The 22,073-nt window shown below is 38.9% G+C and carries 23 protein-coding genes and 1 pseudogene; 21 read left to right on the forward strand and 3 right to left on the reverse strand.

Annotated features, from left to right (window positions below):
* The 8 genes from CYJ36_RS16675 (at position 1) to CYJ36_RS16710 (ending at position 5,923) form a co-directional block, all read left to right on the forward strand.
* The gene (locus CYJ36_RS16675; protein ID WP_101568383.1) at positions 1 to 624 is read left to right on the forward strand and encodes an FMN-binding negative transcriptional regulator; all 624 of its coding nucleotides are present in this window, start codon (positions 1 to 3) and stop codon (positions 622 to 624) included.
* A gap of 121 nt (positions 625 to 745) precedes the next feature.
* Positions 746 to 1,432 (forward strand): GNAT family N-acetyltransferase, encoded by a 687-nt coding sequence (locus tag CYJ36_RS16680; RefSeq protein WP_101568384.1) that lies wholly within the window; start codon positions 746 to 748, stop codon positions 1,430 to 1,432.
* A 172-nt stretch (positions 1,433 to 1,604) separates the two neighbouring features.
* Positions 1,605 to 2,135, forward strand: coding sequence for a small multi-drug export protein (locus CYJ36_RS16685; RefSeq protein WP_101568385.1), 531 nt, complete (start codon positions 1,605 to 1,607; stop codon positions 2,133 to 2,135).
* Between the two features lie 297 nt (positions 2,136 to 2,432).
* Complete coding sequence (locus CYJ36_RS16690; RefSeq protein ID WP_180850390.1) at positions 2,433 to 3,230, forward strand: toll/interleukin-1 receptor domain-containing protein; 798 nt, start codon at positions 2,433 to 2,435, stop codon at positions 3,228 to 3,230.
* A gap of 30 nt (positions 3,231 to 3,260) precedes the next feature.
* Positions 3,261 to 3,947 (forward strand): hypothetical protein, encoded by a 687-nt coding sequence (locus CYJ36_RS16695; RefSeq protein WP_101568387.1) that lies wholly within the window; start codon positions 3,261 to 3,263, stop codon positions 3,945 to 3,947.
* A gap of 123 nt (positions 3,948 to 4,070) precedes the next feature.
* On the forward strand, positions 4,071 to 4,880 hold the full coding sequence (locus CYJ36_RS16700) for an alpha/beta fold hydrolase (RefSeq protein ID WP_101568388.1): 810 nt from the start codon (positions 4,071 to 4,073) through the stop codon (positions 4,878 to 4,880).
* A gap of 87 nt (positions 4,881 to 4,967) precedes the next feature.
* On the forward strand, positions 4,968 to 5,588 hold the full coding sequence (locus CYJ36_RS16705; protein WP_101568389.1) for a hypothetical protein: 621 nt from the start codon (positions 4,968 to 4,970) through the stop codon (positions 5,586 to 5,588).
* Positions 5,589 to 5,695: 107 nt separating this feature from the next.
* Positions 5,696 to 5,923 carry a DUF2651 family protein gene (locus CYJ36_RS16710; RefSeq protein ID WP_101568390.1) on the forward strand — a complete coding sequence of 76 codons (228 nt, stop codon included), beginning with the start codon at positions 5,696 to 5,698 and terminating at the stop codon, positions 5,921 to 5,923.
* A gap of 16 nt (positions 5,924 to 5,939) precedes the next feature.
* Here the strand turns inward: CYJ36_RS16710 and CYJ36_RS16715 are convergent, their stop codons facing one another.
* On the reverse strand, positions 5,940 to 6,917 hold the full coding sequence (locus CYJ36_RS16715; protein ID WP_101568391.1) for an HD domain-containing protein: 978 nt from the start codon (positions 6,915 to 6,917) through the stop codon (positions 5,940 to 5,942).
* 129 nt (positions 6,918 to 7,046) lie between these two features.
* On the opposite strand from CYJ36_RS16715, the gene CYJ36_RS16720 reads away from it, so the two are divergent.
* The 6 genes and pseudogenes from CYJ36_RS16720 to CYJ36_RS24970 all read left to right on the forward strand — a co-directional run bounded on the left by CYJ36_RS16720 (position 7,047) and on the right by CYJ36_RS24970 (position 13,475).
* Positions 7,047 to 8,000: an iron-hydroxamate ABC transporter substrate-binding protein gene (locus CYJ36_RS16720; protein WP_101568392.1), complete on the forward strand. Its 954-nt coding sequence runs from the start codon at positions 7,047 to 7,049 to the stop codon at positions 7,998 to 8,000.
* A gap of 231 nt (positions 8,001 to 8,231) precedes the next feature.
* Positions 8,232 to 8,645 carry an RrF2 family transcriptional regulator gene (locus CYJ36_RS16725; protein ID WP_101568393.1) on the forward strand — a complete coding sequence of 138 codons (414 nt, stop codon included), beginning with the start codon at positions 8,232 to 8,234 and terminating at the stop codon, positions 8,643 to 8,645.
* A gap of 118 nt (positions 8,646 to 8,763) precedes the next feature.
* Positions 8,764 to 9,471 (forward strand): nitroreductase family protein, encoded by a 708-nt coding sequence (locus CYJ36_RS16730; protein ID WP_101568394.1) that lies wholly within the window; start codon positions 8,764 to 8,766, stop codon positions 9,469 to 9,471.
* A gap of 914 nt (positions 9,472 to 10,385) precedes the next feature.
* Positions 10,386 to 12,290 (forward strand): threonine--tRNA ligase, encoded by a 1,905-nt coding sequence (gene thrS, locus CYJ36_RS16735; protein WP_101568395.1) that lies wholly within the window; start codon positions 10,386 to 10,388, stop codon positions 12,288 to 12,290.
* Positions 12,291 to 12,405: 115 nt separating this feature from the next.
* On the forward strand, positions 12,406 to 13,038 hold the full coding sequence (locus tag CYJ36_RS16740) for a superoxide dismutase family protein (RefSeq protein ID WP_101568396.1): 633 nt from the start codon (positions 12,406 to 12,408) through the stop codon (positions 13,036 to 13,038).
* 134 nt (positions 13,039 to 13,172) lie between these two features.
* Positions 13,173 to 13,475: pseudogene (locus CYJ36_RS24970) on the forward strand (DNA-binding protein).
* Between the two features lie 93 nt (positions 13,476 to 13,568).
* On the opposite strand, the gene CYJ36_RS16750 reads toward CYJ36_RS24970, so the two are convergent.
* Positions 13,569 to 14,354, reverse strand: coding sequence for a hypothetical protein (locus CYJ36_RS16750; protein ID WP_101568397.1), 786 nt, complete (start codon positions 14,352 to 14,354; stop codon positions 13,569 to 13,571).
* Between the two features lie 189 nt (positions 14,355 to 14,543).
* On the opposite strand from CYJ36_RS16750, the gene CYJ36_RS16755 reads away from it, so the two are divergent.
* The 7 genes from CYJ36_RS16755 (at position 14,544) to cysI (ending at position 21,230) form a co-directional block, all read left to right on the forward strand.
* A complete protein-coding gene (locus CYJ36_RS16755) occupies positions 14,544 to 15,773 on the forward strand; it encodes an MFS transporter (protein WP_101568398.1) in 1,230 nt (409 codons plus the stop codon).
* A 29-nt stretch (positions 15,774 to 15,802) separates the two neighbouring features.
* Positions 15,803 to 16,312: a hypothetical protein gene (locus CYJ36_RS16760; protein ID WP_257962509.1), complete on the forward strand. Its 510-nt coding sequence runs from the start codon at positions 15,803 to 15,805 to the stop codon at positions 16,310 to 16,312.
* Between the two features lie 20 nt (positions 16,313 to 16,332).
* Entirely contained in the window at positions 16,333 to 16,563 is a 231-nt protein-coding gene (locus CYJ36_RS24485; RefSeq protein WP_257962519.1) for a kanamycin nucleotidyltransferase C-terminal domain-containing protein, read from the forward strand.
* 52 nt (positions 16,564 to 16,615) lie between these two features.
* Positions 16,616 to 17,116: a GNAT family N-acetyltransferase gene (locus tag CYJ36_RS16765; protein ID WP_101568399.1), complete on the forward strand. Its 501-nt coding sequence runs from the start codon at positions 16,616 to 16,618 to the stop codon at positions 17,114 to 17,116.
* Complete coding sequence (locus CYJ36_RS16770; protein WP_257962510.1) at positions 17,113 to 17,403, forward strand: hypothetical protein; 291 nt, start codon at positions 17,113 to 17,115, stop codon at positions 17,401 to 17,403. Before CYJ36_RS16765 ends, CYJ36_RS16770 begins: the two co-directional genes overlap by 4 nt.
* Positions 17,404 to 17,663: 260 nt before the next feature.
* Positions 17,664 to 19,472, forward strand: a complete 1,809-nt coding sequence (locus CYJ36_RS16775; RefSeq protein WP_101568401.1) for an assimilatory sulfite reductase (NADPH) flavoprotein subunit — start codon at positions 17,664 to 17,666, stop codon at positions 19,470 to 19,472.
* A gap of 39 nt (positions 19,473 to 19,511) precedes the next feature.
* Positions 19,512 to 21,230, forward strand: coding sequence for an assimilatory sulfite reductase (NADPH) hemoprotein subunit (gene cysI / locus CYJ36_RS16780; protein ID WP_180850414.1), 1,719 nt, complete (start codon positions 19,512 to 19,514; stop codon positions 21,228 to 21,230).
* A gap of 496 nt (positions 21,231 to 21,726) precedes the next feature.
* Here cysI and CYJ36_RS16785 read toward each other — a convergent pair whose 3' ends face one another.
* Entirely contained in the window at positions 21,727 to 21,978 is a 252-nt protein-coding gene (locus CYJ36_RS16785; protein ID WP_224773264.1) for a hypothetical protein, read from the reverse strand.
* Positions 21,979 to 22,073: the final 95 nt, after the last annotated feature.

The following is a 22,073-nucleotide window of genomic DNA, read 5'->3' on the forward strand; positions in this document are numbered from 1 at the left end:
GTGTATATTCCAAAGCATTTTAAATTAAATGAAAAAGAAGGAATCTACAAGATAATCGAAGAGAATAGCTTTGCTACTCTATTTTCACTGCTTGATGGCATCCCTTTTGCTACACATCTGCCGCTTGCTTTAGACAGAGCTGAAGAAGTTTTAATTGGTCACGTTGCCCGACAGAATCCACAATGGAAAGACATGCAACATCAGCAGGTTCTTGCTGTTTTTCATGGTCCACATTCCTATATTTCACCTTCGTGGTATGAAACAAACACTGCCGTTCCAACTTGGAATTATACAGCTGTACATGTTTATGGAGAAGCTGAAATGATTGAAAGTGAACAGGAACTCATGAAATCCCTGCAAGATTTGGTGGACACCTATGAGAAACCAGACAGTTCGTACGAATTAGATAAAGCAGATCCTGCATACATAAAAGGATTAAGCAAAGGGATTGTTGGATTCAGAATAAAAATCACTAAGATGGAAGGCAAAAGGAAACTTAGTCAAAATCATTCAATCAAACGCAGAGAAACAGTCATAGAACAGCTTGAACAATTGAAAAGCGAAAATGCGAAGCACATTGCAAGACTTATGAAGGAAACAATCGTGAATGATAGTGAATCTTAACAAATGTATCCATATGTGAGTGGATTTTGCAGTTTGATTCTAGTTCTTGTGCTGCTTTCTGGCTGCATTGCAGATTGTGAAGTAAATATGTGAATTTATGGTAGATTGGAGGAAAATAGCTATGAATATTAGATGGGAAGAAATATCATTTGAGGACACAACTTACCTGGAAGATGCCCTGAAACTTTACGATCAATCGTTTCCGGTCGATGTAAGAGAACCTCATCAGGTAGTTGCCGAAAGTTTTAAATACACTAACATCAGCTTTCCAAATACTTTTAGGTTCTTGATTGGGTTAGAAGGAGAGCAGCTAGTTTCATTTGCAACTGCACACTATTTAGCAGATGTGAATTCAGGGTTTATCGTTTACATATGTATAAATCCTCATATAAGAAGCAAGGGGTTAGGATCAAAAACGCTATTGAAAATCGAAGAAATCCTTAACAAAGATGCCAAATTGGCTGGATATCCTTCTTTAAAAACGATTTTTTTAGAAACAGAAAAACTGGAGGCAGTACATACTGCAGAAGAAAAAGAGGACTGTGTAAAAAGAAATCGTTTCTTTGAAAGAAATAACTATATTCTGTTTGAAGACATTGAATATATACAGCCTCCATTACATAAAGATGGGGAACATGTACCTTTGCATCTTTATTCCAAACATATCGGCAAAGATCATTTTTCTATTGAAGAAATCAAAGAAATAGTGAAGGCCATGTACAAGGAAAAATACTTTAATGTAAATAAAATAGATAGGCATCTGCTTGAAAATTGTTTGTTGAAAATGGAGATTAACACCAGCTTTTAAACTCTTGTGTCCAAAACAAAAAGAACAGCGAATAGCTGTTCTTTTTGTTGCCGTTCCAATTTAATCGTTCAAAACCTTTTCAAGAGTCACTCTAGTATTGGAACTTTTTGTTTAGTTAAAACGTAAGTAAGAAAGTGATTGCATTTGAATAAGTTAATAGAGGAGAATTTAAATGGAAACGTTTATTGCGTATGCAGTTGTTTTTATTATGGCAGCCATTCCGCTGTTTGAGGTTTACGGTGTCATTCCAATAGGGATATTAGCAGGACTTTCGCCGATTGCAGTGACCATTACTGCTTTTTTAGGGAATGCGTTTACAGTCGTATTGCTCATTTTGCTTATTGAAAAGGTGAAAATTTGGCTTCAAAAGAGAAAGATGAAGAAACAAGATCCTATTGTGATAAACGAAGAAGCAGCAACGCTAGAAGAAAATGAGACTAAGCGGTCCAAGAGAGCTAAAAAACTATGGAAACGGTTTGGATTGCCAGGTCTGACGATTATTGGACCTCTTTTAGTAGGATCCCATTTGGCTGCATTTTTAAGTATGGGATTCGGGTCAAAACGAACAGCCGTTACAGGATGGATGCTTGCGAGCTTGCTCATCTGGTCAGCAGCTGCAGGAATTGGGACGTGGCTTGGTGCAGACTTTTTGACTGCAGAAGGACAGTATGAAGGCTTTTTAAAAGACTTCCTGGAGAAATAAGGACACGATTGTAAATAAAACAATCAGTTAACCCGGAAAAACAAACTGACAGTCTGTTTATCTTTCAGATTTCGACAATAAGACCTACTGTGATTACTTATCTATTCGGAGCAATAAAACAAGTAAGATTGCAATACATAATGAAAGCGTCTCTTCTAAAAAGAAGGACGCTTATTCTTTTAAATACAGTTTACTAGCTTTGATCAATCATATCTCTCTAATAGAGTGAATATAATTTCCATGAATGCACGCTCTATTTTCTTCTGAAGTAATAAATGAGGGAGGGAGACCCTGCTATTGATCGATACTATTTTTATCAGTCATGCTCATCGTGATGAAGCCTATGTCCGAGAACTGGTTAACTTGCTGACGATGATGAAGGTGCCGAATATTGTATGCAGTTCATATCCCGGCTATCATATTCCAAATGATGAAGATATTTACGATTATCTTCATAAGAAATTAAGCGGCAACTCATGGGTCATTTATGTGCTGTCTGATCATTACTATAAAAGTGCTGCGTGCTTAAATGAAATGGGAGCATGCTGGATCTTAAATAAAAAATACACGGCTATATTAACACCTGCTTTTGATTATAAAGAAATGAAGGGTGCAATAAATCCGAATCAAGTTTCATTCAAGCTGAACGATTTGGATCGTTTGTATGAATTTCTTGAAAGCAGCAGAGAGGTTTTTAAGCTTGAGAAGCAGCCTGGCACGTTCTTAGTCAAGATATGCGAGCAGGCAATTCGGAACATAAATCAAATTGCCGACGATGAAAAAAGAGACAAAAAACTGATCGCCTGCAGTGTAGAGGGGATCCGTATCGATCCTAAAGATAGTCTTAGCCTGCAGATTAGACTGCGATTAAAGAATCCCGAAGACCATGATATTCAGCTCGATGTTTTGAAAATGGAGCTGTTTGATGAAAATGGAGTGTCTTTCAAGTACACCCTTCAGCCTGCTGAAATTAAATTATACAGCCTTGAGAATAAAATCGCGTTTTTATCTGTGAAGATCGGTGATTCAAAATATGAACCTTATTTGCACCAAAATGAAAAAATAGATTTAAAATACAGCAGGGATGTTTGGTAATGGTGATAGATTGGAAGTGGAGGTATGGCGATGAGAGTTGAATTAAGTCCAGAGCAGAAAAAACTGCGGAAGCTATTGAAAGTGAAGGTAGCAGAGATTCTAGATTTTCTATCGTTAACAAGGGAAGAAAGAAGAAGTCAATCCTACGAGAAAATCGAGAAGGTCTATGAGGAAATGGGTTCGACTGCCCATAAATTGCATCTTACACTTGATCCAAAACCAAAACTTCACCGTGAAACCATTCGTATCCGGGGGATGAAGCCTGAGCATCCAGAGTTTTATCACCACGTTCGTCCTGTAGAAGAATTGCTTAACTATTTGGATAATATTAACGCAAATGATGAACCGGAGGATCAGACACTTGGCAAAACCTTTCACTTGGATGTCTATACACGTAAGTGGGGGCATTATGATAGATATACACTAATTCGAAATGAAGAGGGCTGGCTCATTCAGCACATGTCACAGAGCGAACAGGCTGGAAGAGATGCTGAACCGATTTTAAGCTATGTACTTCGTCATGATCATGTCTCCTATCCTCGTAATCTAAGTTCAATCATGGAAGACATTTGGTACAGGGCTGCTGAAGAAGGCCTAACAGAAGAGCAAGTACAGGGCATGCTCAAGGAAGTGTCTGAATGGATCTCCATGACAGAACAAAATTATCCAAGCCATATTGCCCTTAAAAAAAATAAGCAAAAGGGCTATTTCTCTTAAGAAACAGCTCTTTTTTATTGGTTCTTTTCTCAAACATATCTTAATGAAAGTCGTACAAAGTCTAAATGAGAGAAACAACAATTAATGGGCACACAGCTTTTTATTATATTGGGAGGAATTTATATGGGATATTTCGTAAAAGTAGAACAAGATGTCAATTTATTTGTTGAGGATATTGGTCCGAAAGATGGCCGCGTCATTTTTTTTCTCCATGGATGGCCTGTCAACCATAAAATGTACGAGTATCAGTTTAATCAGCTGCCACGGCAAGGTTTTAGATGCATTGCAATCGACATCCGCGGTTTTGGCAAATCAGACCGACCATGGCAAGGCTATTCCTATGACAGAATATCTGATGATGTTCGGACGGTGATTGACGCTTTGCAGCTAAAAGACGTCATTTTAGCCGGATTTTCTATGGGCGGGGCTATTGCGATTCGCTACATGGCGCGCCATGCAGGTCATCAAGTGTCAAAGCTTGCACTTTTTGGCGCAGCCGCACCATCTTTCACAAAACGTCCTGACTATCCATATGGGATGTCAAAAACCGAGGTAAACAAACTCATTGAACAAACCTACAAAGACCGGCCTGAAATGCTTACAGGATTTGGCGGAATTTTTTTTGCGAAGTACATTACAGAAAGCTTTAAGAACTGGTTCCAGGACTTAGGACTTGAAGCATCAGGTCACGGAACTGCTCTTTCTGCCGTTTCGCTGAGAGATGAAGATCTCCGCGATGACTTAGGGAAAATTAACGTTCCAACCGCCATTTTTCATGGGATGAAAGACCAAGTATGTCCATTTGTTTTTGCCAAGCTAATGAATGATGGAATTAAAGACTCTGAGCTTGTACCATTCAAGTACAGCGGACATGGTTTGTTTTATGATGAAATGGAAAAGTTTAATAGGGAACTGGTAAGATTTTTAGAATAAGAGCAGTAAAATGGCTAATTCAGATTGATAACTTCCTCTATTGTGAGTATCATCAAGATAGTGTACATAAAGAGGAGGCATCATTTTTTGAAAATGCACGTACTATTCTACACATTTATTTTTCTGCTTTGCTTTTTGCTCGGGACCATTCAAGCTCCCATTCCATTGATAGGGTTGCTGCTGATCGTTTCAATGGGGGGATATATGTATGTACAAATCAGTCCAATTCTATTTTCGAAGGATGTTAAAAAATCGGAAAAATACTTAATAAAACATCAAAAAAATCCGATGTATCAGCTCTATTACGCAATAGCCAACAACAAGGATGCTGAAGCAGAAACAGCACTAGCAGCATTCAATGCCAAATACAAAAACTCATATAGACAGGCGTTATTGAACACAACTTATGCGGTTTACAAAAAGGATTTACAGGCTGCAAAGGAAAATGTAAGAGCGATAAAGCAAGCGTCGTATCGTTTGTATTATGAGGCTTTTATTGCAATTGAATCCAAGCAATTAAATAAAGCGCGTGAAATTGCGGATCAGCTGCCCCAGGGATGGATGAAGGAAAGTATTTATGCAGAAATTTTTGAGAAGCAAGGAAATAAAACCTTAGCAATAGAGCATGCGAAAAAGGCATTTGAACAAACAAGAGGGCTGCAGCGGTATATGATCTACAAAAATAATGAATCTTATTTTGCTTCTTAAGGCACCAATACAGGATTGGTGTTTTTTATGTTCAAAAAAAGATTTCTTTGATAGTAAGGGGATTATTTAACAGGTTAATGCCTTTATAGCTGAAGGGAAGTGTCTTAATGGAATTCGTTTTTGTTTTGATCATATGCCCAATCATTGTCACCGTTCTATCTGCAGCAAGCTGCTTTTTGCTGAAAAAGTGGTATATCATGCCGATAGCTGTCCTCATTTTGTTTAGTGTGTTAACATTTACATTATTTAACGATTCTTTTTTCATTTGGGTCATTGTTTACACTATACTTTCAATTGTTGTCAGCTTGATTGTGAAATTTATTAAAAAGAAGTAATCGTTTAGGTCATTTCTTAAGGAGAAATGACCTTTACAAACATTCCCTCCGCAGCTTTTTTAGAAGCTTTTTCATTCATCAGTTTTACTTTATCCGATAATAAGGATGCTTTGACCAATTTGTCATTATGAAGAACAGGGGGATCGATGAGTCTGATTTTAGTCTTTCGATGTAAATCGTAGTCGTTTTGGTCTTCTTTAACAATTTTTCTGCGATGCAGTTGATTTACCAGCTGCTTTATTTCATAATCGTGTGAAGAATTCAGAATTTCCATTACTTCTTGATCAGTGCCAAGCAAATCATCAAGTTTAATGATCTGTTTGTTCAATGCGCATTTCAATATTTTCGCCAAAGAGTCGTATCCGTATATATTTAGAGGATCCATAAAGAAATCAATGACTTCTTTGTAATAGATTTTTGTAAACCATTCAGCTGCTTCAATTGAGAGAAGAACCATTTTCCCGTCTTTTGTGAATACATTATCCAGGAAAAACTGGACTTCTTTATTGGAAATGTATCCATATTGATGCATATCTCTCAGTGTATAATCCACTCGATCTGCACATAATTCAGTGGCAGGCTGTTCAAGTAAAGTCCATTTTGAATCGTCAAACAGGATTTCTTTATAGTCGTAGCCGCTATTATGCAGGATCCATGGAATATCAGAATCTTCAACGACATGTTTATATATTTTTTCATGATAGTCTTCTTCTTTATTTTCTAAAACAAAATCAATCACATGTGAAAATGCTGTGTGTGAGATGTCGTGAAGCAATCCTGCTATCTGTTCCTCCAATGAGCCGCCCAGCTTCTTTATTAAAATCATCACGCCAATGGAATGTTCGAATCGAGTTACATCCCATTTTTCATTCACCAGGTAGCTTGCTCCTCCTTGGTGAATGCCTTTTAATCTTTGAACTGGTTTACTGTTTATCAGTTCTTCCAGAATTCCTTCAACTTTAAACTCTCCATAAACGCTATCATTGATAATCATGTGCTCAACTCCTAACCTAAGAATATCATAGGGGCTATCTTTTTTTTAAAAAATAGTTTACTATTCAAAAAAAATTGATATAATGATAATGATAATCCTTATCACTCAATTCAGAAAGTGGGAACCAGCATGAAGGGACAATTTCATAAAAGAATTATTGGATTAATCTGTGCACTGTTCGTCATAGGGATATTGGCAGCATGCGGGAATCAGGAGAAAACAGAAGAAAACTCTTCTTCTGAAAAGAAAACAGAAGAGACGATTACATATAAAGCAGCAAATGGAGATGTGAAGATTCCTAAACATCCAAAAAGAGTGGTGCTTGTAGCTGACAGCTATTATGGACATTTCTTAACACTCGGTATTCAGCCTGTAGGTGCACCTCAAAATGTATTTGATAATCCTTTTTTTGAAGGAAAAACAAAAGGTACAGAAAACATCGGCGATGGCACTTCTGCAGAAAAAATTCTTGAACTGAAACCAGATTTAATTATTGCCTGGACAACTTACGAGGGCATCGATCAATTAGAGAAAATTGCACCAACTGTTGCGATTGAATATTCAGCACTTAATACAAAAGAACAGCTGAAAGAGTTCGGAAAAATGACTGGAACAGAAGAAAAAGCGGATGAATGGCTTGCAAGCTGGGACAAAAAAATTGCAGAAGAAAAGCCGGAAGTTGAAAAAGCTGTAGGTGATCAAACCGTTGCTTTAATCCAGCCATATGACAAAGGCATCAACGTTTTTGGATCTACATTTGGACGTGGAGGAGAGATTCTTTACGAAGAATTTGATTTAAAGGCACCTGATCTTATTCAAAAAGAAGCGATTGACAGCGGCGCAGGCTATGCGCAATTTTCATTGGAAAAGCTGCCGGAATATGCTGGTGACTACATTTTCACAAGTCCATGGTCAGCTGAAGATGACGGAACGAAAACGTACAACAGTCAGATGTGGAAAGACCTTCCTGCTGTTAAAAATGACCGTGTCTTTGAAATTCACCCAATCGGCTTCTATTTTAACGATCCAATTTCATTAGAGGGACAACTAGAGTTTATTGTTGAGAATTTAACGAAAAGCTAATGGAGGAGAGACAGGAATTATTTCTGTCTCTTTTTTTAGGATCAAATGATGCAGATATTATGGAAAGAAATTGTTAATTTCCAGAAAATTCTCCTATTAGTGAGGAAGTTAGCTTAAATATTGAGTGGCAGGTAGCTGGGTAATTAAAGTTGCAGTCATATTTTTTCTAACGGTCTTTGACTTTCAAATTTTAATCCTTCAAAATAGACATGGATAAAGAGGTGAGAAGAGATGGCTGAAAAAATTTCAAGTACTGGGTGGTTTGGTATGGCGCTGCAGGCACTGATAATTCTTGCAGATTATGAAGGACTTTGTCCGAGCGGAAAGATAGCTGAGAAGCTTGAATCTCAATCGGCCTTTTTAAGAAAGATTTTAACCCACTTAGTAAAAGCCGGTTTGATTCAAGCGAAAGAAGGCAGGGATGGCGGTTATTCTCTTGTAAAAGATCCGGGTGATATCACACTTGCGGAAGTCTATGATGCGATGAAAGCTGAGCCTTTCACTAAAGGTTTTCTATGCATTGAGAGCAAAGAATGCTTTGACTCTACAACGAGGACCGCGCTATTTGAACTTCGAAATGAAATGGAAAGCTGGATCGTTGATGGGTTAAAGCAAAAAACAATAGCTGATTTACTTATGAAATAAAAGAGAAAACGGAACGAAATGTTTCGTTTTTTTTATTTAATTAACTGTACTTGACGTGAGAACAGTTTCAGGAATATACTGTTCCTGTAAATATTACAGTTAAAAGGAGAGATACAAAATGTCAAAGAAAACAATGAGCAAGGAAGAATATTTAAATAAAGTGAAAGATTTGGATGTAAATGCAGAGAAGCCTAAAGTACTAGACGATACAGAATTCTTTACAGTAGCGAGAGAGCGCAGATCTGTTCGCCAGTATGATCCTGCGTTCAAAATGGAAAAAAGTGAAATCCGGGATATTTTAGAAGCGGCGATCACAGCTCCATCGTCTTCCAATCTTCAACCGTGGAGATTTCTTGTAATCGATGATCAAGCGGCAAAGGAAGAGTTGCTTCCTATTGCTAACAATCAGCAGCAAATTGTTGATGCTTCTGTTGTAATAGCTGTTCTTGGAGATACAAAAGCTTATAAGAACGCTGATCGGATTTACGGAGAACTGGTTAAAAACGGTGTGATGACAGAAGAAGTAAAAGAGACGTATGTAAACAGCATCATTCAGAATTACGGAAACTTTCCGGCAGAGCGATTGTCAAAAATTGCTATGATTGATGGTGGACTTGTATCAATGCAGCTTATGCTTGCTGCAAAAGCTAAAGGCTATGACACGGTGCCAATGGGCGGATATGACGCCGGCAAATTTATAGAAGCTTTCAATCTGCCAGAAAACTTCGAACCGGTAATGCTCATCTCACTTGGTAAAGGAACAAAAGCAGGATTTCCAAAAACACGTCTTCCGCTTGATGACATCCTCCAGTGGAATAAATATTAAAGATTGTCTTCCTCAACCCTTCTTGAAAAAGATGGAGTTGCGAGCTGAATGATCCAAAGAATAAATAAAGAATTATTGGAACTAAAATGATCCATCTGAATAATCTAAAAAAAGCAGTTGATTTCACTTGGAATGTATTATAAACTCATAAATAATTAACTGAAAAGTAATGAAAAGGACATGAGACATTTTAAACGGTTATCAGAGAGGGAAGAAAAGCTGAGATCTTCCTAACGCAGAAAATGAACTTACCGCCTTTAAAACTGCATGGAGGAAATGCCATGCCGCAGACGCTGCGTTAAAGCGCTGGAGCTATTCGTTTGTCAGAATGAATGGGAATCTGGGTGGAACCACGGGTAAACGCGCTCGTCCCTATTACAGGGATGAGTGCGTTTTTTTTTTCATAAAATTGTATGGATGAGGACATGAGGCATTTTATCTGGTTCACAGAGAGGGGAGAAAAGCTGAGATCTTCCTGATGCAGAAAAATGAACTTACCGCCTTTGAACTGCATGGAGGAAATGCCATGCCGCAGACGCTGCGTTAAAGCGCTGGAGCCATTCGTTTGTCAGAATGAATGGGAATCTGGGTGGAACAACGGGTAAACGCGCTCGTCCCTATTACAGGGATGAGTGCGTTTTTTTTTTTATAAAATTGTATGGATGAGGACATGAGGCATTTTATCTGGTTCACAGAGAGGGGAGAAAAGCTGAGATCTTCCTAATGCAGAAAAATGAACTTACCGCCTTTGAACTGCATGGAGGAAATGCCATGCCGCAGACGCTGCGTTAAAGCGCTGGAGCCATTCGTTTGTCAGAATGAATGGGAATCTGGGTGGAACCACGGGTAAACGCGCTCGTCCCTTTTTAAGGGATGAGTGCGTTTTTTTATTTTAATGAAATGGAGTGGTAAAGATGGAGATTCGTTTTAATGGTGAAAAGAAAGAATTTAAGAAAGGTGTTTCAGTGGGTGACATGGCTTATTCAATAAGCAATCGACTTGGTAATATAGCGATTGGAGCAAAGGTGGATGGGAAAGCGGTGAGTTTGAGCGAGAGGATTTATGATGACTCAGAGATTGAGATCATAACAATCGATTCTCGTGAACGTTTTCCATTTCTGAATCATACGGCTGCACACCTTTTAGCGCAAGCAGTAAAACGATTGTATGGAAAGGCGATTTTAGGGTGTGACTCTTATGATGAAAAAGGCTTTTTCTATGAATTTCAGCTGCCGCACACTATTCGCGAAGAAGAATTATGTTCGATTCAAGATGAAATACTGAAAATCATGAACGAAAAACATGAAGTTGAACGATTCGAACTCTCAAATGAGGAAGCTAAAGCATTGCTTGCTGAAAAAGGGGAATCGTTAAAGCTTGAAGTTTTAAATGATTCAGCTGGAAACCATTCGTTTTGGTTTTATAAACATGGCGAATTTATAGATTTATGCAGCGGGCCGCATTTGTCTTCAGCGCAATTCATTAAAGCGTTCAAGCTAACTGCAGTTTCAGGATCTTATTGGAAAGGTGAGAAAGAAAACCATATCATGCAGAGGATTTCAGGTGTTGCTTTTTCAAGTGAAAAAGAATTCCAGCATCACTTAAAAAAGATGGAGGAACTGAAAAAACGTGATCATCGAAAAATCGGAAAAGCAATGGAGCTCTTTATGTTTTCAGAGGAAGCGCCAGGTATGCCATTCTTTTTGCCAAATGGCCAAATTATGAAAAATGAGCTTCAGCGGTTTCTCCGTGAGGTTCAGGCTGAAGCTGATTATTGTGAGGTACAGACTCCTTACATGATGAATGAAAGACTATGGAGACAATCTGGCCACTGGGATCATTATCATGAAAATATGTATTTCTCTGAGGTGGATGAAACAAAGTTTGCTTTAAAACCAATGAATTGTCCGGGACATATGATGATCTTTAAAAATCAGCATCATTCTTATCGCGACCTTCCGATCAGGCTTGCAGAATTTGGCCAGGTTCACCGTCATGAATACAGCGGAGCGCTTAATGGACTGCTGCGTGTCCGCACTTTTTGCCAGGATGATGCTCATTTATTTATAAGACCCGATCAAATCAAGGCTGAAATAATGAGAGTGATTCATCATATTGATAAAGTTTATCGTACGTTCGGATTTGACTATTCCGTTGAGCTTTCAACTAAGCCAGATAAAGCGATGGGCTCGGATAAGCTTTGGGAGAATGCAGAACATGCATTAAAGAAGGTTCTTGAAGATCTTGGAATTTCTTTTCACTTAAACGAAGGCGATGGAGCTTTTTACGGACCAAAAATTGATTTTCACATAAAAGATGCCATCGAAAGAAGCCATCAGTGTGCGACAATTCAGCTTGATTTTCATATGCCGGAAAAATTCGATTTAAGCTATATTGATGAAAACAATGAAAAACAAAGACCAGTCGTGATCCATCGGGCCATATCAGGCTCACTTGACAGATTTCTCGGAATTTTGATTGAACATTTTGCGGGAGTATTTCCTGTTTGGCTTGCTCCAGTCCAAGTGGCAATTGTACCAGTTTCTGACGTGCATCTTGAATATGGAGAAAGAATAAAAAATGAACTGAAAAAGATCGGCATAAGAGTTAGTCTTGATCGCAAAAATGAAAAGTTTAATTTGAAAATTCGCCAGGCACAGAAGAGTAAGGTTCCTTTCATGCTGGTGGTTGGAGATAAGGAAGTCGATAATCATGAAGTGAGTGTTAGGAGGCATGGCGCAAAGCAATCTGAAAAGATGAAATTTGAACAGTTTAAGGAAGTTCTGTTAGAAAAAATAGTAAAAAGGGAGCTCGGTTAATAAAATGTAAATAGAACTATATTAATGACTTATTTTCGGACTTTTCTCTCATCTTTTCCTCATATAGTTTATGTCCTTTTTTTAGTGGAACATATACAGCAAGGAGGAGTGAGTGATGAAAAAAAACAGATGGAAGCTTATACTGCCGCTTTTTGCACTATTTATAGCACTCGGGTGTTCCGGGGAAGGAAATACTGATGATACGGAAACAACGAATATGGAAGATTCCGCAGAAAACACAGATCAAGATATGAAACCTGGCGCGATTGCTGAAGTGAAGAATACAGAGAATAAAAAAGTCGGCACGGTTACTTTTTCAGAGCATGAAAATCACGTTATGATTGAAGCAGAAATGGATGGACTTCAACCTGGCTATCATGGTTTCCACATTCACGAAAAAGGAGTTTGTGAACCCGATGCGGCGGAAGGTCCATTTACAACTGCTGAAGGACACTTTAATCCTGATGACAGCACACACTCTGAACATGCTGGAGATATGCCTTCGTTATTCGTGAACGAAGATGGCAAAGCAGAATTCTCTGCCGCGTTTGACAGGGTCTCAATGGAACAATTATTGGAGCAGGAAAAAGCAATTATTATTCACGCAAGTCCCGATAACCTTTCCAATATCCCCGACCGTTATGAATCGGAAGGGAAACCAGGTCCAGATGAAGAAACAATGAAGACAGGTGATGCAGGCGACAGACAGGCCTGCGGAGTAATAAAGAGCGCTGAAGGAACTGAGTGAAAACAAAAAGAGAGCTGGGATTCGCCATTCAGCTCTCTTTTTTTGGATAATTATCCTTATTTGATGAAACAAAAGGTCTGTCAAAATCGTATTTATGATACAAGTGAATAAACGAATTGACGAAGGTATACATAATGGAAGCGAGTTTGTTTTGGGTTGGAGCAGGATTAGCTGCACTCGGATATTTTATTGGCGAAGGGTTGAAAAACTTTAAAAATCCGAAGAGCAGTTACAATGAGTACCCTGTATAAATGAAAGAAAATCAATTACATGCCTATTTAGGAATAGGAAAAGAAGAGATGAAAGAATTGCTCGATAAATCTCCAGACATACCAAGAATCGAGTTAAAAGGCACTACATATTATCCTTATTCTCAGTTTATGGAATGGTTTAAGGGATTTTCACTTCAAAATAAGAAAGAAGATGAAAAAAGATGAAACAGCATGTAAATTAGATTATTTCTTATACCTATAATCATAATTTGATGAATCAAACCTGCAGACAATCATCTGCAGGTTTGAATACAGGGTTTATAATTTCGACAATTTAGATGGATTGTTGATCTTATAAGGCACCGATACATCTAAAAGGAGTGACTCATCCTCAACATCCTTTCCTTTAGGAAGGCTTTTCTTGACGATTTTCCCGTTAAAATCAAGGTCATCGCCAGGAGTGAGTTCAAACTTCTTCAGCGTTTTGCTGTGGGAACACCATGCAAGACCAACTTCAATCGGCTCATCCGTTTCAATTCTGACGTTTTCAAGAATAACCACTTCGTCGTTTTCCTCATTAAAATGATTCCAGCTCATCGCAAACTGTTTCACTTTTCCAGTAAAGCGGACCTTGTCCTCAGGCAGTGCTATTTTTGCCGGTTTCTCCTTTTTCTCTTTAACTGGTTTTGATTTCACAGTCCCAGCGGTTGGTTCAGCTTTCTTTGAAGGTTCTTCAGACTTTGGCGTATTTTCCTCAGAACTAACTTCAGCCAGTGGTTTGATTTCCTTCCCGAAATTAGAAGATTGCATTTCCTTCAGATATGCTGAATGGATACAAGATAGGTTTCCATCTTGGAATTCAATAACCAATGTATAGTGAACTGCTTTTTCACCAAAAGATTGATATCCCTTTATTTTCACAAGACGCTGATGAGTCCGTTCCTTATACCAGAACTCCTTTTTTACTTCTCTAGTTGTACTTAGTCCCCATTCTCTTACTTTTTCTTCGTAATGGGCATCATTTTCAAATTTTTCGTATTCTCCGCTTGGAGGGATATAGGATGTTGCATTGGAATCTTCAATATGAGGCAAAATGACTGCCATGTTTTCACGTCCCTTCAAATCTATTCTACAATTTATAGGGATGGAAAAAAAGCGGAAAGACATATTGAACAATTATGATGCATACGAAGAAGTTATTAAAAATTTTAAAAATATTAAAATTTTCAAATGGTAAAAGTGGTACTATTATGATTAAAATACTAATTTTAGGTGAGAGAAGAGTGTGTTTTTATGGATTTAACAAATCGGAAGAATCCTTTCCTGCTCATTGCGGGAATAGGCGTATCACATCTCGGCAGCTGGATTTACTTAATTGCTATTAATCTCTCTATCCTTCATCTCACAGGCTCTGCAGCTGCGGTTGCAGGTCTATATATGATTCGGCCCATTGCTATGCTGGTTACCAATACGTGGGCTGGAAGTGTCATTGATCGGATAAATAAACGAAAATTAATGATCGCAGCAGATGTAATTAGAGGGGGACTGGTCTTTGTGATTCCTTTTTTATCATCATTATGGGCGATCTATGTAATTGTTTTTTTAATTAATATTGCTGGTTCATTTTTTGGACCAAGTTCCTCAGTGTACATAACAAAACTGATTCCTCCTGAAAATAGAAAACGATTTAATTCCATTATGACCATGACAAGCTCTGGTGCGTTCTTATTAGGACCAGCGATATCAGGATTCCTCATTATGTATACAGGAACGGACCTATGCATTGCCATTAATGCAGTGACTTTTCTCATTTGTGCCTTTTTTATCTATCTTCTTCCTGATGTAGATGAGAAAGTAGTGCACGAAAGCAATCCTGTAATGTGGAAAACTCTTCTCAGCGATTGGAAAGCAGTCAGTGAATTTATAAAGAACGCAAAATATTTTCTGATTGTCTATTTACTGTTTCAAGGGGCCATGCTGTTTGGATTTGCCTTAGATTCACAAGAAGCTACTTTCATCAAACAGCACTTGAAATTGACTGACCGTGATTATGGTCTCATTGTGAGTATTACAGGCTTAGGGGCATTGGCAGGAGCGGCAGTTGCTGCCATTACAGCTCAAAAACTGCAGCTGCGGTTTTATATTGGGGCAGGTATGGTATTGACATCTGCAGGGTATGTCTTATTTTATGCTTCTTATAGCTTTCTTACAGCTACCTCGGCATTTGTCTTTTTAGGATTTTTCATGGCATTTGCAAATACAGGCTATGCTACCTTTTTCCAAAACAACGTTCCAGTAGAGATAATGGGACGGTTTGGAAGTATGGCAGAAATGTTCCAGGGCATCGTTCAAATTGTGTTAACATTGATTCTGGGCTTAACTGCTGAACTGTTTTCTCTGCAAGTGGTTTGCCTGATTTTTTCAATTGCTAGTTTCCTGCTTGCTGCAGGACTTTTCATTACCGTCATAATTCCTGCGAGGTCTGCTTATTTTGAGGAAAATACGAAAGTGATTTCCGGGTAAAAATGATGAAAGGCTAAGAGGTGTATTTTATGCTGCCATTCCCAGCTGCAACAACCAGAGAAGAGAAAATCGAAATCATTAATGAAGTTAAAGAGAAGCTATTAAATACATATAAAGAGAATATTTTAGCAATTGGTGCATATGGTTCGATTAGTTTGAACACGGATGGGCCATATTCCGATATCGAATTGCATGTCATCACGAAAGATGGGTTTAAGCTGAAGAATCATGAATTTATTTATGACAGGTTTAAATTAGAAATTGGGATGATTGAGGAAAGCGAGATTATTAAATCTGCTAAGGTAGTGGATGAATCTTGGGCTATTACAGCAGGAGTCTATATAAATATTCTAGAAATCTATGACCCAAAAAATCTATTCGAGGAATTGAAAAAACTGCCGTATGAAAATTCAGATGAAGCATTTAGAGTGGCCATGAAGGAATTCATGGTTTGGGAACCATTTGAAACAGTTGCAAAGCTAAGAAATAACTTTGAAATAAATAATTTTGGATATCTCCCAATTGGAGCCAAGACCTAACCTGGCAAACAGCTAAACTCATCGGACTAGCAAACAAACAATACTTTAGTACAAGAGCAAGGACATTAGAGGAAGCTATATCAATGGATTCAAAGCCTGCAGGTTTTAAAGAGCTTGCATCAGCAGTTATGGAGGGTTCATTAAGTGACAAGGAAGAAGTTTATCAGAAATGTGAATCATTGTGGACTGGTTTGAATGATTGGTTCAAGGAGCTTGGAATTGATTATAAAACCTCACATCTTCCGTTTTAACAACAATCACTGGAGTTCATTTTTGAAAATTTGGCATTGAAAGGTGATTTGGATGAAACTTCGCCATATTGAACCAAGCGATTACTATAAGATTTCTCCTTTACTCAATGATTGGTGGGGAGGAAGAAATATGACTAACATGCTCCCTAAATTATTCTTTGATCATTTTAATGATACGAGTCTGGCAGCAGAGAAAGACGAGAGAATGATCGGTTTCTTAATCGGTTTTTTATCACAATCTCATCCTGAGGAGGCCTATATTCATTTTGTGGGTGTGCATCCGCAATATAGAAATAATAAGGTGGGTCACCGATTATATAGTGAGTTTTTTAAAATCGTGAAACAGAAAGGATGTCATACTGTTCGTTGCGTAACCTCTCCAGTTAACACAGGATCAATAAATTTTCACACACGTATGGGCTTTTCAATTGAAAGCGGAGACAAAACAATAAATGGAATCAATGTTACGTCCAATTATGATGGAATGAACCAAGACCGGGTGTTATTCGTGAAAGAATTGAATTTGGAGAAAGGAGTTCTGAAGCACTTGTGAGAGAGGTTGAAGAAGAAATAGGAGCAGCTATTAATAACATCCAGTTCTTGGGAACAATTGAAAATATTTTTACCATTAATGGAGACAGGGGTCACGAAATTGTACAGGTCTACAATGCAGATTTTGCAGACCAATCATTTTATTCAATGGAATCATTTGAAGGGAAAGAAGATGACGGCACAATATTTAAGGTGCTTTGGAAACCATTAAGTGAATTTGAACATGGAAAGCTGAAGCTTGTTCCTGAAGAGCTGTTAGAGATGCTAATACTTTCAAGGGGGAAATGAAATGGAGTCGGTTTATTATTAGTAATCTTAATAGTTATCATAAATTATACGTATTTTACTAATTTTCTGTTTTCGAGTAAAGTGATTATAGTATACTTTGGAAAGATAAATGTATGGTTTTGCCTATAAAACCCACTTAGTTTATAGGGATAATAGACATGTATAAATGAAATTCTTTCTATTCTAAAAAGAATTGTTGAACCAATATTTATAAAAAAACGTTAAAAGCAGTATTAAATTACTTTGTGAGGTGGGAATCGTTGCAACTTCAGGTACTAAACAGTCCGTTTAATCAGGAGCAGGCAGAGCTTCTTAACAGTCTTCTGCCGACCTTAACAGAAACACAAAAAGTCTGGCTCACCGGTTATCTGGCTGCGTCCCAGTCAGTTACTGTCCCAGAAGAGCCAAAAGCAGAACTTCCTGCAGAAAGCACTGGTCAGACAATCTCAAAAGAAGTGACCATTCTTTATGGATCACAGACGGGCAATGCAGCAGGGCTTGCTGAAAATGCAGGCAAGACGCTTGAAGGTCGAGGCTATCAAGTTACTGTTTCATCCATGAACGATTTTAAGCCGAACAATTTAAAGAAAGTCCAAAACCTTCTAATTGTCGTGAGTACACATGGAGAAGGAACACCGCCGGATAACGCGCTGTCGTTTCATGAGTTTCTTCATGGCAGAAGGGCACCAAAGCTAGAAGATCTTCACTTTTCTGTTTTGTCGCTTGGAGACAGCTCGTATGAATTTTTCTGTCAGACTGGAAAAGAATTTGATCAGCGGCTGGGCGAGCTTGGCGGCACCCGCGTTTATCCGCGAACTGACTGCGATCTGGATTATGATGAGCCGGCGGCAGAATGGCTTGAAGGAGTTCTTGCTGGCTTAAGTGAAGCGCAGGGCGGAAGTGCTGCACCCGTTCCGGCAGTAATTGAATCAGCAGAATCAGCATATTCCAGAACAAATCCGTTTAAAGCAGAAGTGCTTGAAACAATTAATTTGAATGGCCGCGGTTCGAATAAAGAAACACGTCACATTGAGTTATCCCTTGAAGGATCTGGATTAACATTTGAACCAGGTGACAGCCTCGGAGTTTATCCAACAAACGATCCTGCTCTTGTAGATATGCTTCTTGACCAAATGAATTGGGATCCAGAAAAGAGTGTGACGATTAATAAACAAGGAGACATCCTTGCGATTAAAGAAGCACTTATTTCTCACTTTGAAATTACTGTTTTAACAAAACCGCTCCTTGAGCAGGCAGCGCAGCTTTCTAAGAATAAAGATTTACAGGAGCTTTTATTGTCTGACAATGCAGAAAAATTAAAAAGGTATCTTGAAGGCCGCGACTTGCTCGATTTGGTTCGTGATTTTGGTCCATGGGAAGTGTCGTCACAAGAATTTATCTCGATCCTTCGAAAAATGCCGGCACGTCTATATTCAATTGCAAGCAGTTTATCCGCTAATCCAGATGAAGTGCATTTGACAATTGGCGCTGTCAGGTACGAATCACATGGCAGGGAACGAAATGGCGTCTGCTCGATTTTATGCGCAGAACGTCTGCAGCCGGGGGATACGCTGCCGGTTTACATCCAGCGCAACCAAAACTTTAAGCTGCCAAAGAATCCGGAAACGCCGATTATTATGATTGGTCCCGGAACCGGCATTGCACCCTTCCGCTCCTTTATACAGGAGCGCGAAGAAATGGGAGCAGAAGGAAAATCATGGCTGTTTTTCGGAGATCAGCATTTTGTCACAGATTTCCTTTACCAGACTGAATGGCAAAAGTGGCTGGAAAACAGAGCGTTAACGAAAATGGATGTCGCTTTTTCGCGAGATACAGAACAAAAAGTATATGTGCAGCACCGTATGCTTGAACACAGCAAAGAATTGTTTGAGTGGATTCTAGATGGAGCTGTGGTTTATATTTGCGGAGATGAGAAAAATATGGCGCATGACGTTCATCACACTCTGATTGAGATTATCGAAAAAGAGGGCGGTATGAGCCGTGAAAAGGCGGAAGAGTATCTTGCCGATATGCAGCAGCAAAAACGTTACCAGCGTGATGTGTATTGATATCAGATCGGAAGGAGTTTTTTCAACATGGTGAACCAAATTGTCAAACATAATTTAAAAGCGCCGGATGGCCCACCGAGCGATGTTGAGGACATTAAAAGAAAGAGCGACTATTTGCGCGGCACCCTTGCAGAAGTGATGCAAGATCGAATCAGTGCCGGAATTCCAGACGATGACAATCGCCTGATGAAACATCACGGCAGCTATTTGCAGGATGACCGGGATCTTCGCAACGAGCGCCAAAAGCAAAAACTTGAACCTGCTTATCAGTTCATGCTCCGCATCCGCATGCCGGGCGGAGTGGCACAGCCTGCGCAATGGCTCGTCATGGATGAACTTGCTCAAAAATACGGCAATGGCACATTAAAACTGACAACACGCCAGACCTTTCAAATGCATGGCATTTTAAAATGGAATATGAAAAAAACAATTCAGGAAATACATGCGACAATGCTTGATACGATTGCAGCTTGCGGAGATGTGAACCGGAACGTTATGTGCAACTCAAATCCATATCAATCTGAACTTCATTCCGAAGTGTATGAATGGTCAAAAAAATTGAGCGATTACTTGCTGCCGCGCACAAGAGCCTATCACGAAATTTGGCTTGATGAAGAAAAAGTAGTCGGTACTCCGGAAGCGGAAGAAGTAGAACCGATGTATGGTCCTCTATATTTGCCGCGGAAGTTTAAGATCGGGATCGCCGTTCCGCCATCAAATGACATCGATGTATTTTCTCAGGATCTTGGATTCATTGCGATTGTTGAAGATGGTAAGCTAAAAGGTTTCAACGTAGCAATCGGCGGGGGAATGGGAATGTCACATGGCGACAAAGCAACGTATCCCCAGCTCGCCAAAGTTATCGGCTTCTGTACACCGGATCAAATACTTGAAGTGGCGGAAAAAGTCATTACGATTCAGCGCGACTATGGGAACCGTTCCATTCGCAAAAACGCCCGGTTCAAATACACAGTTGACCGCCTTGGGCTTGAAACAGTAAAAGCCGAACTGGTAAATCGCCTCGGCTGGACTCTGGCTGAAGCTGAGCCGTATCATTTCGATGATAATGGCGACCGTTATGGCTGGGTAAAAGGCATCAAAGGAAAATGGCATTTTACACTCTTTGTAGAAGGTGGACGTGTTGCAGATTTTGATGATTATAAGCTGATGACTGGTTTGCGTGAAATCGCAAAGATTCATACGGGGGAAATCCGTCTGACAGCAAATCAAAACCTGATCATATCAAATGTATCTGCTCAGAAAATGAAAAAGATCAGTGAACTGATTGAACAATTCGGTTTAACGGACGGCAAGCATCATTCAGCACTCCGCCGCAGCTCGCTTGCGTGTGTTGCTCTTCCAACATGTGGACTCGCAATGGCGGAAGCAGAACGCTACTTACCTGTTCTGCTAAATAAAATCGAAGCAATCGCTGATGAAAACGGTCTGAGGAACGAAGAAATAACCATCCGCATGACAGGCTGTCCGAACGGCTGCGCCCGCCATGCACTAGGTGAAATCGGCTTCATCGGCAAAGCGCCTGGAAAATACAATATGTATCTCGGTGCAGCCTTTGACGGAAGCCGCTTAAGTAAAATGTACCGTGAAAACATTGGTGAAGAAGAAATTTTAAACGAACTGGGAGTTCTTTTTTCCCGATATGCTAAAGAACGCCAGGATGGAGAACACTTCGGTGACTTTGTTATCCGCTCAGGTGTCGTAAAAGCAGTGACAGACGGAACTAATTTTCATGATTGATCAATTTGCATTAGAGGCAGGAATTCATTCCTGTCTCTTTTTTATTTCATAAGTGATTCCTTTATTACAAGGAGTGCCTTGAGTTCAACAGTGGTGGCTTGCTGAAGGCAGCTCAGTTGTTATTGAGGGAGTATAGGAAGTCACAAGCCGGTTGATAAAATTGTTATGGAATTCCCAATAAGGCGTGTTGTATATCTTAAAACCGATTTTCAAATTAAAACTAGAGATACAAAAAAACTGGCAAGTGCTACTTTTTTCGCCCCTATGATAAAAAAGTTGAACCTTACATAAGGATTGCAACAGGAGACTATGAAGAAATCGTTTCAAAAAGAGGGAAAAAATTGAGGCAAGATAGGCAATATTGGACAGTATGGCTTACGAGATCCATTATCAGCAGTGGATAGGTGATAAGGAAATGGATGAAAATGCAGCAAAAAAAACTATAAAAAAATTGGAGTTGCTGCAGCAGCTCCTTTTTAATGCACTTTTTATATCCCTATGATTGTGGCTGCTTTTTGGCATTCTTATGTTCATTCTTTCTTTTTTTATAAAAGCTGACAAAGGCATCTATTATAAAACAAAATAGAAAAAAAATGAAAACGGCTAATTCGGGAGTTTCCATCACAAGAAAGGGGTTGACAGCATTAAGAAGAGATGTTCTCAATTCAAATCCTTGAAGAATATCTATCCCAAATGAAATCCCCGTTAACATCAACATCATAACTATAGGAATGGCAATCATTTTCATTATATATCACTCTCCACTACCTGTTTAATAAAATAAAGTTGTTATACCTTTAGGAAAAAAATTCTAGATATTGCATAACAAATATATGCTATGAA

Origin of the sequence: Bacillus sp. UMB0893, assembly GCF_002858905.1 — a bacterium.
Lineage (GTDB): Bacteria > Bacillota > Bacilli > Bacillales > Bacillaceae > Bacillus_P.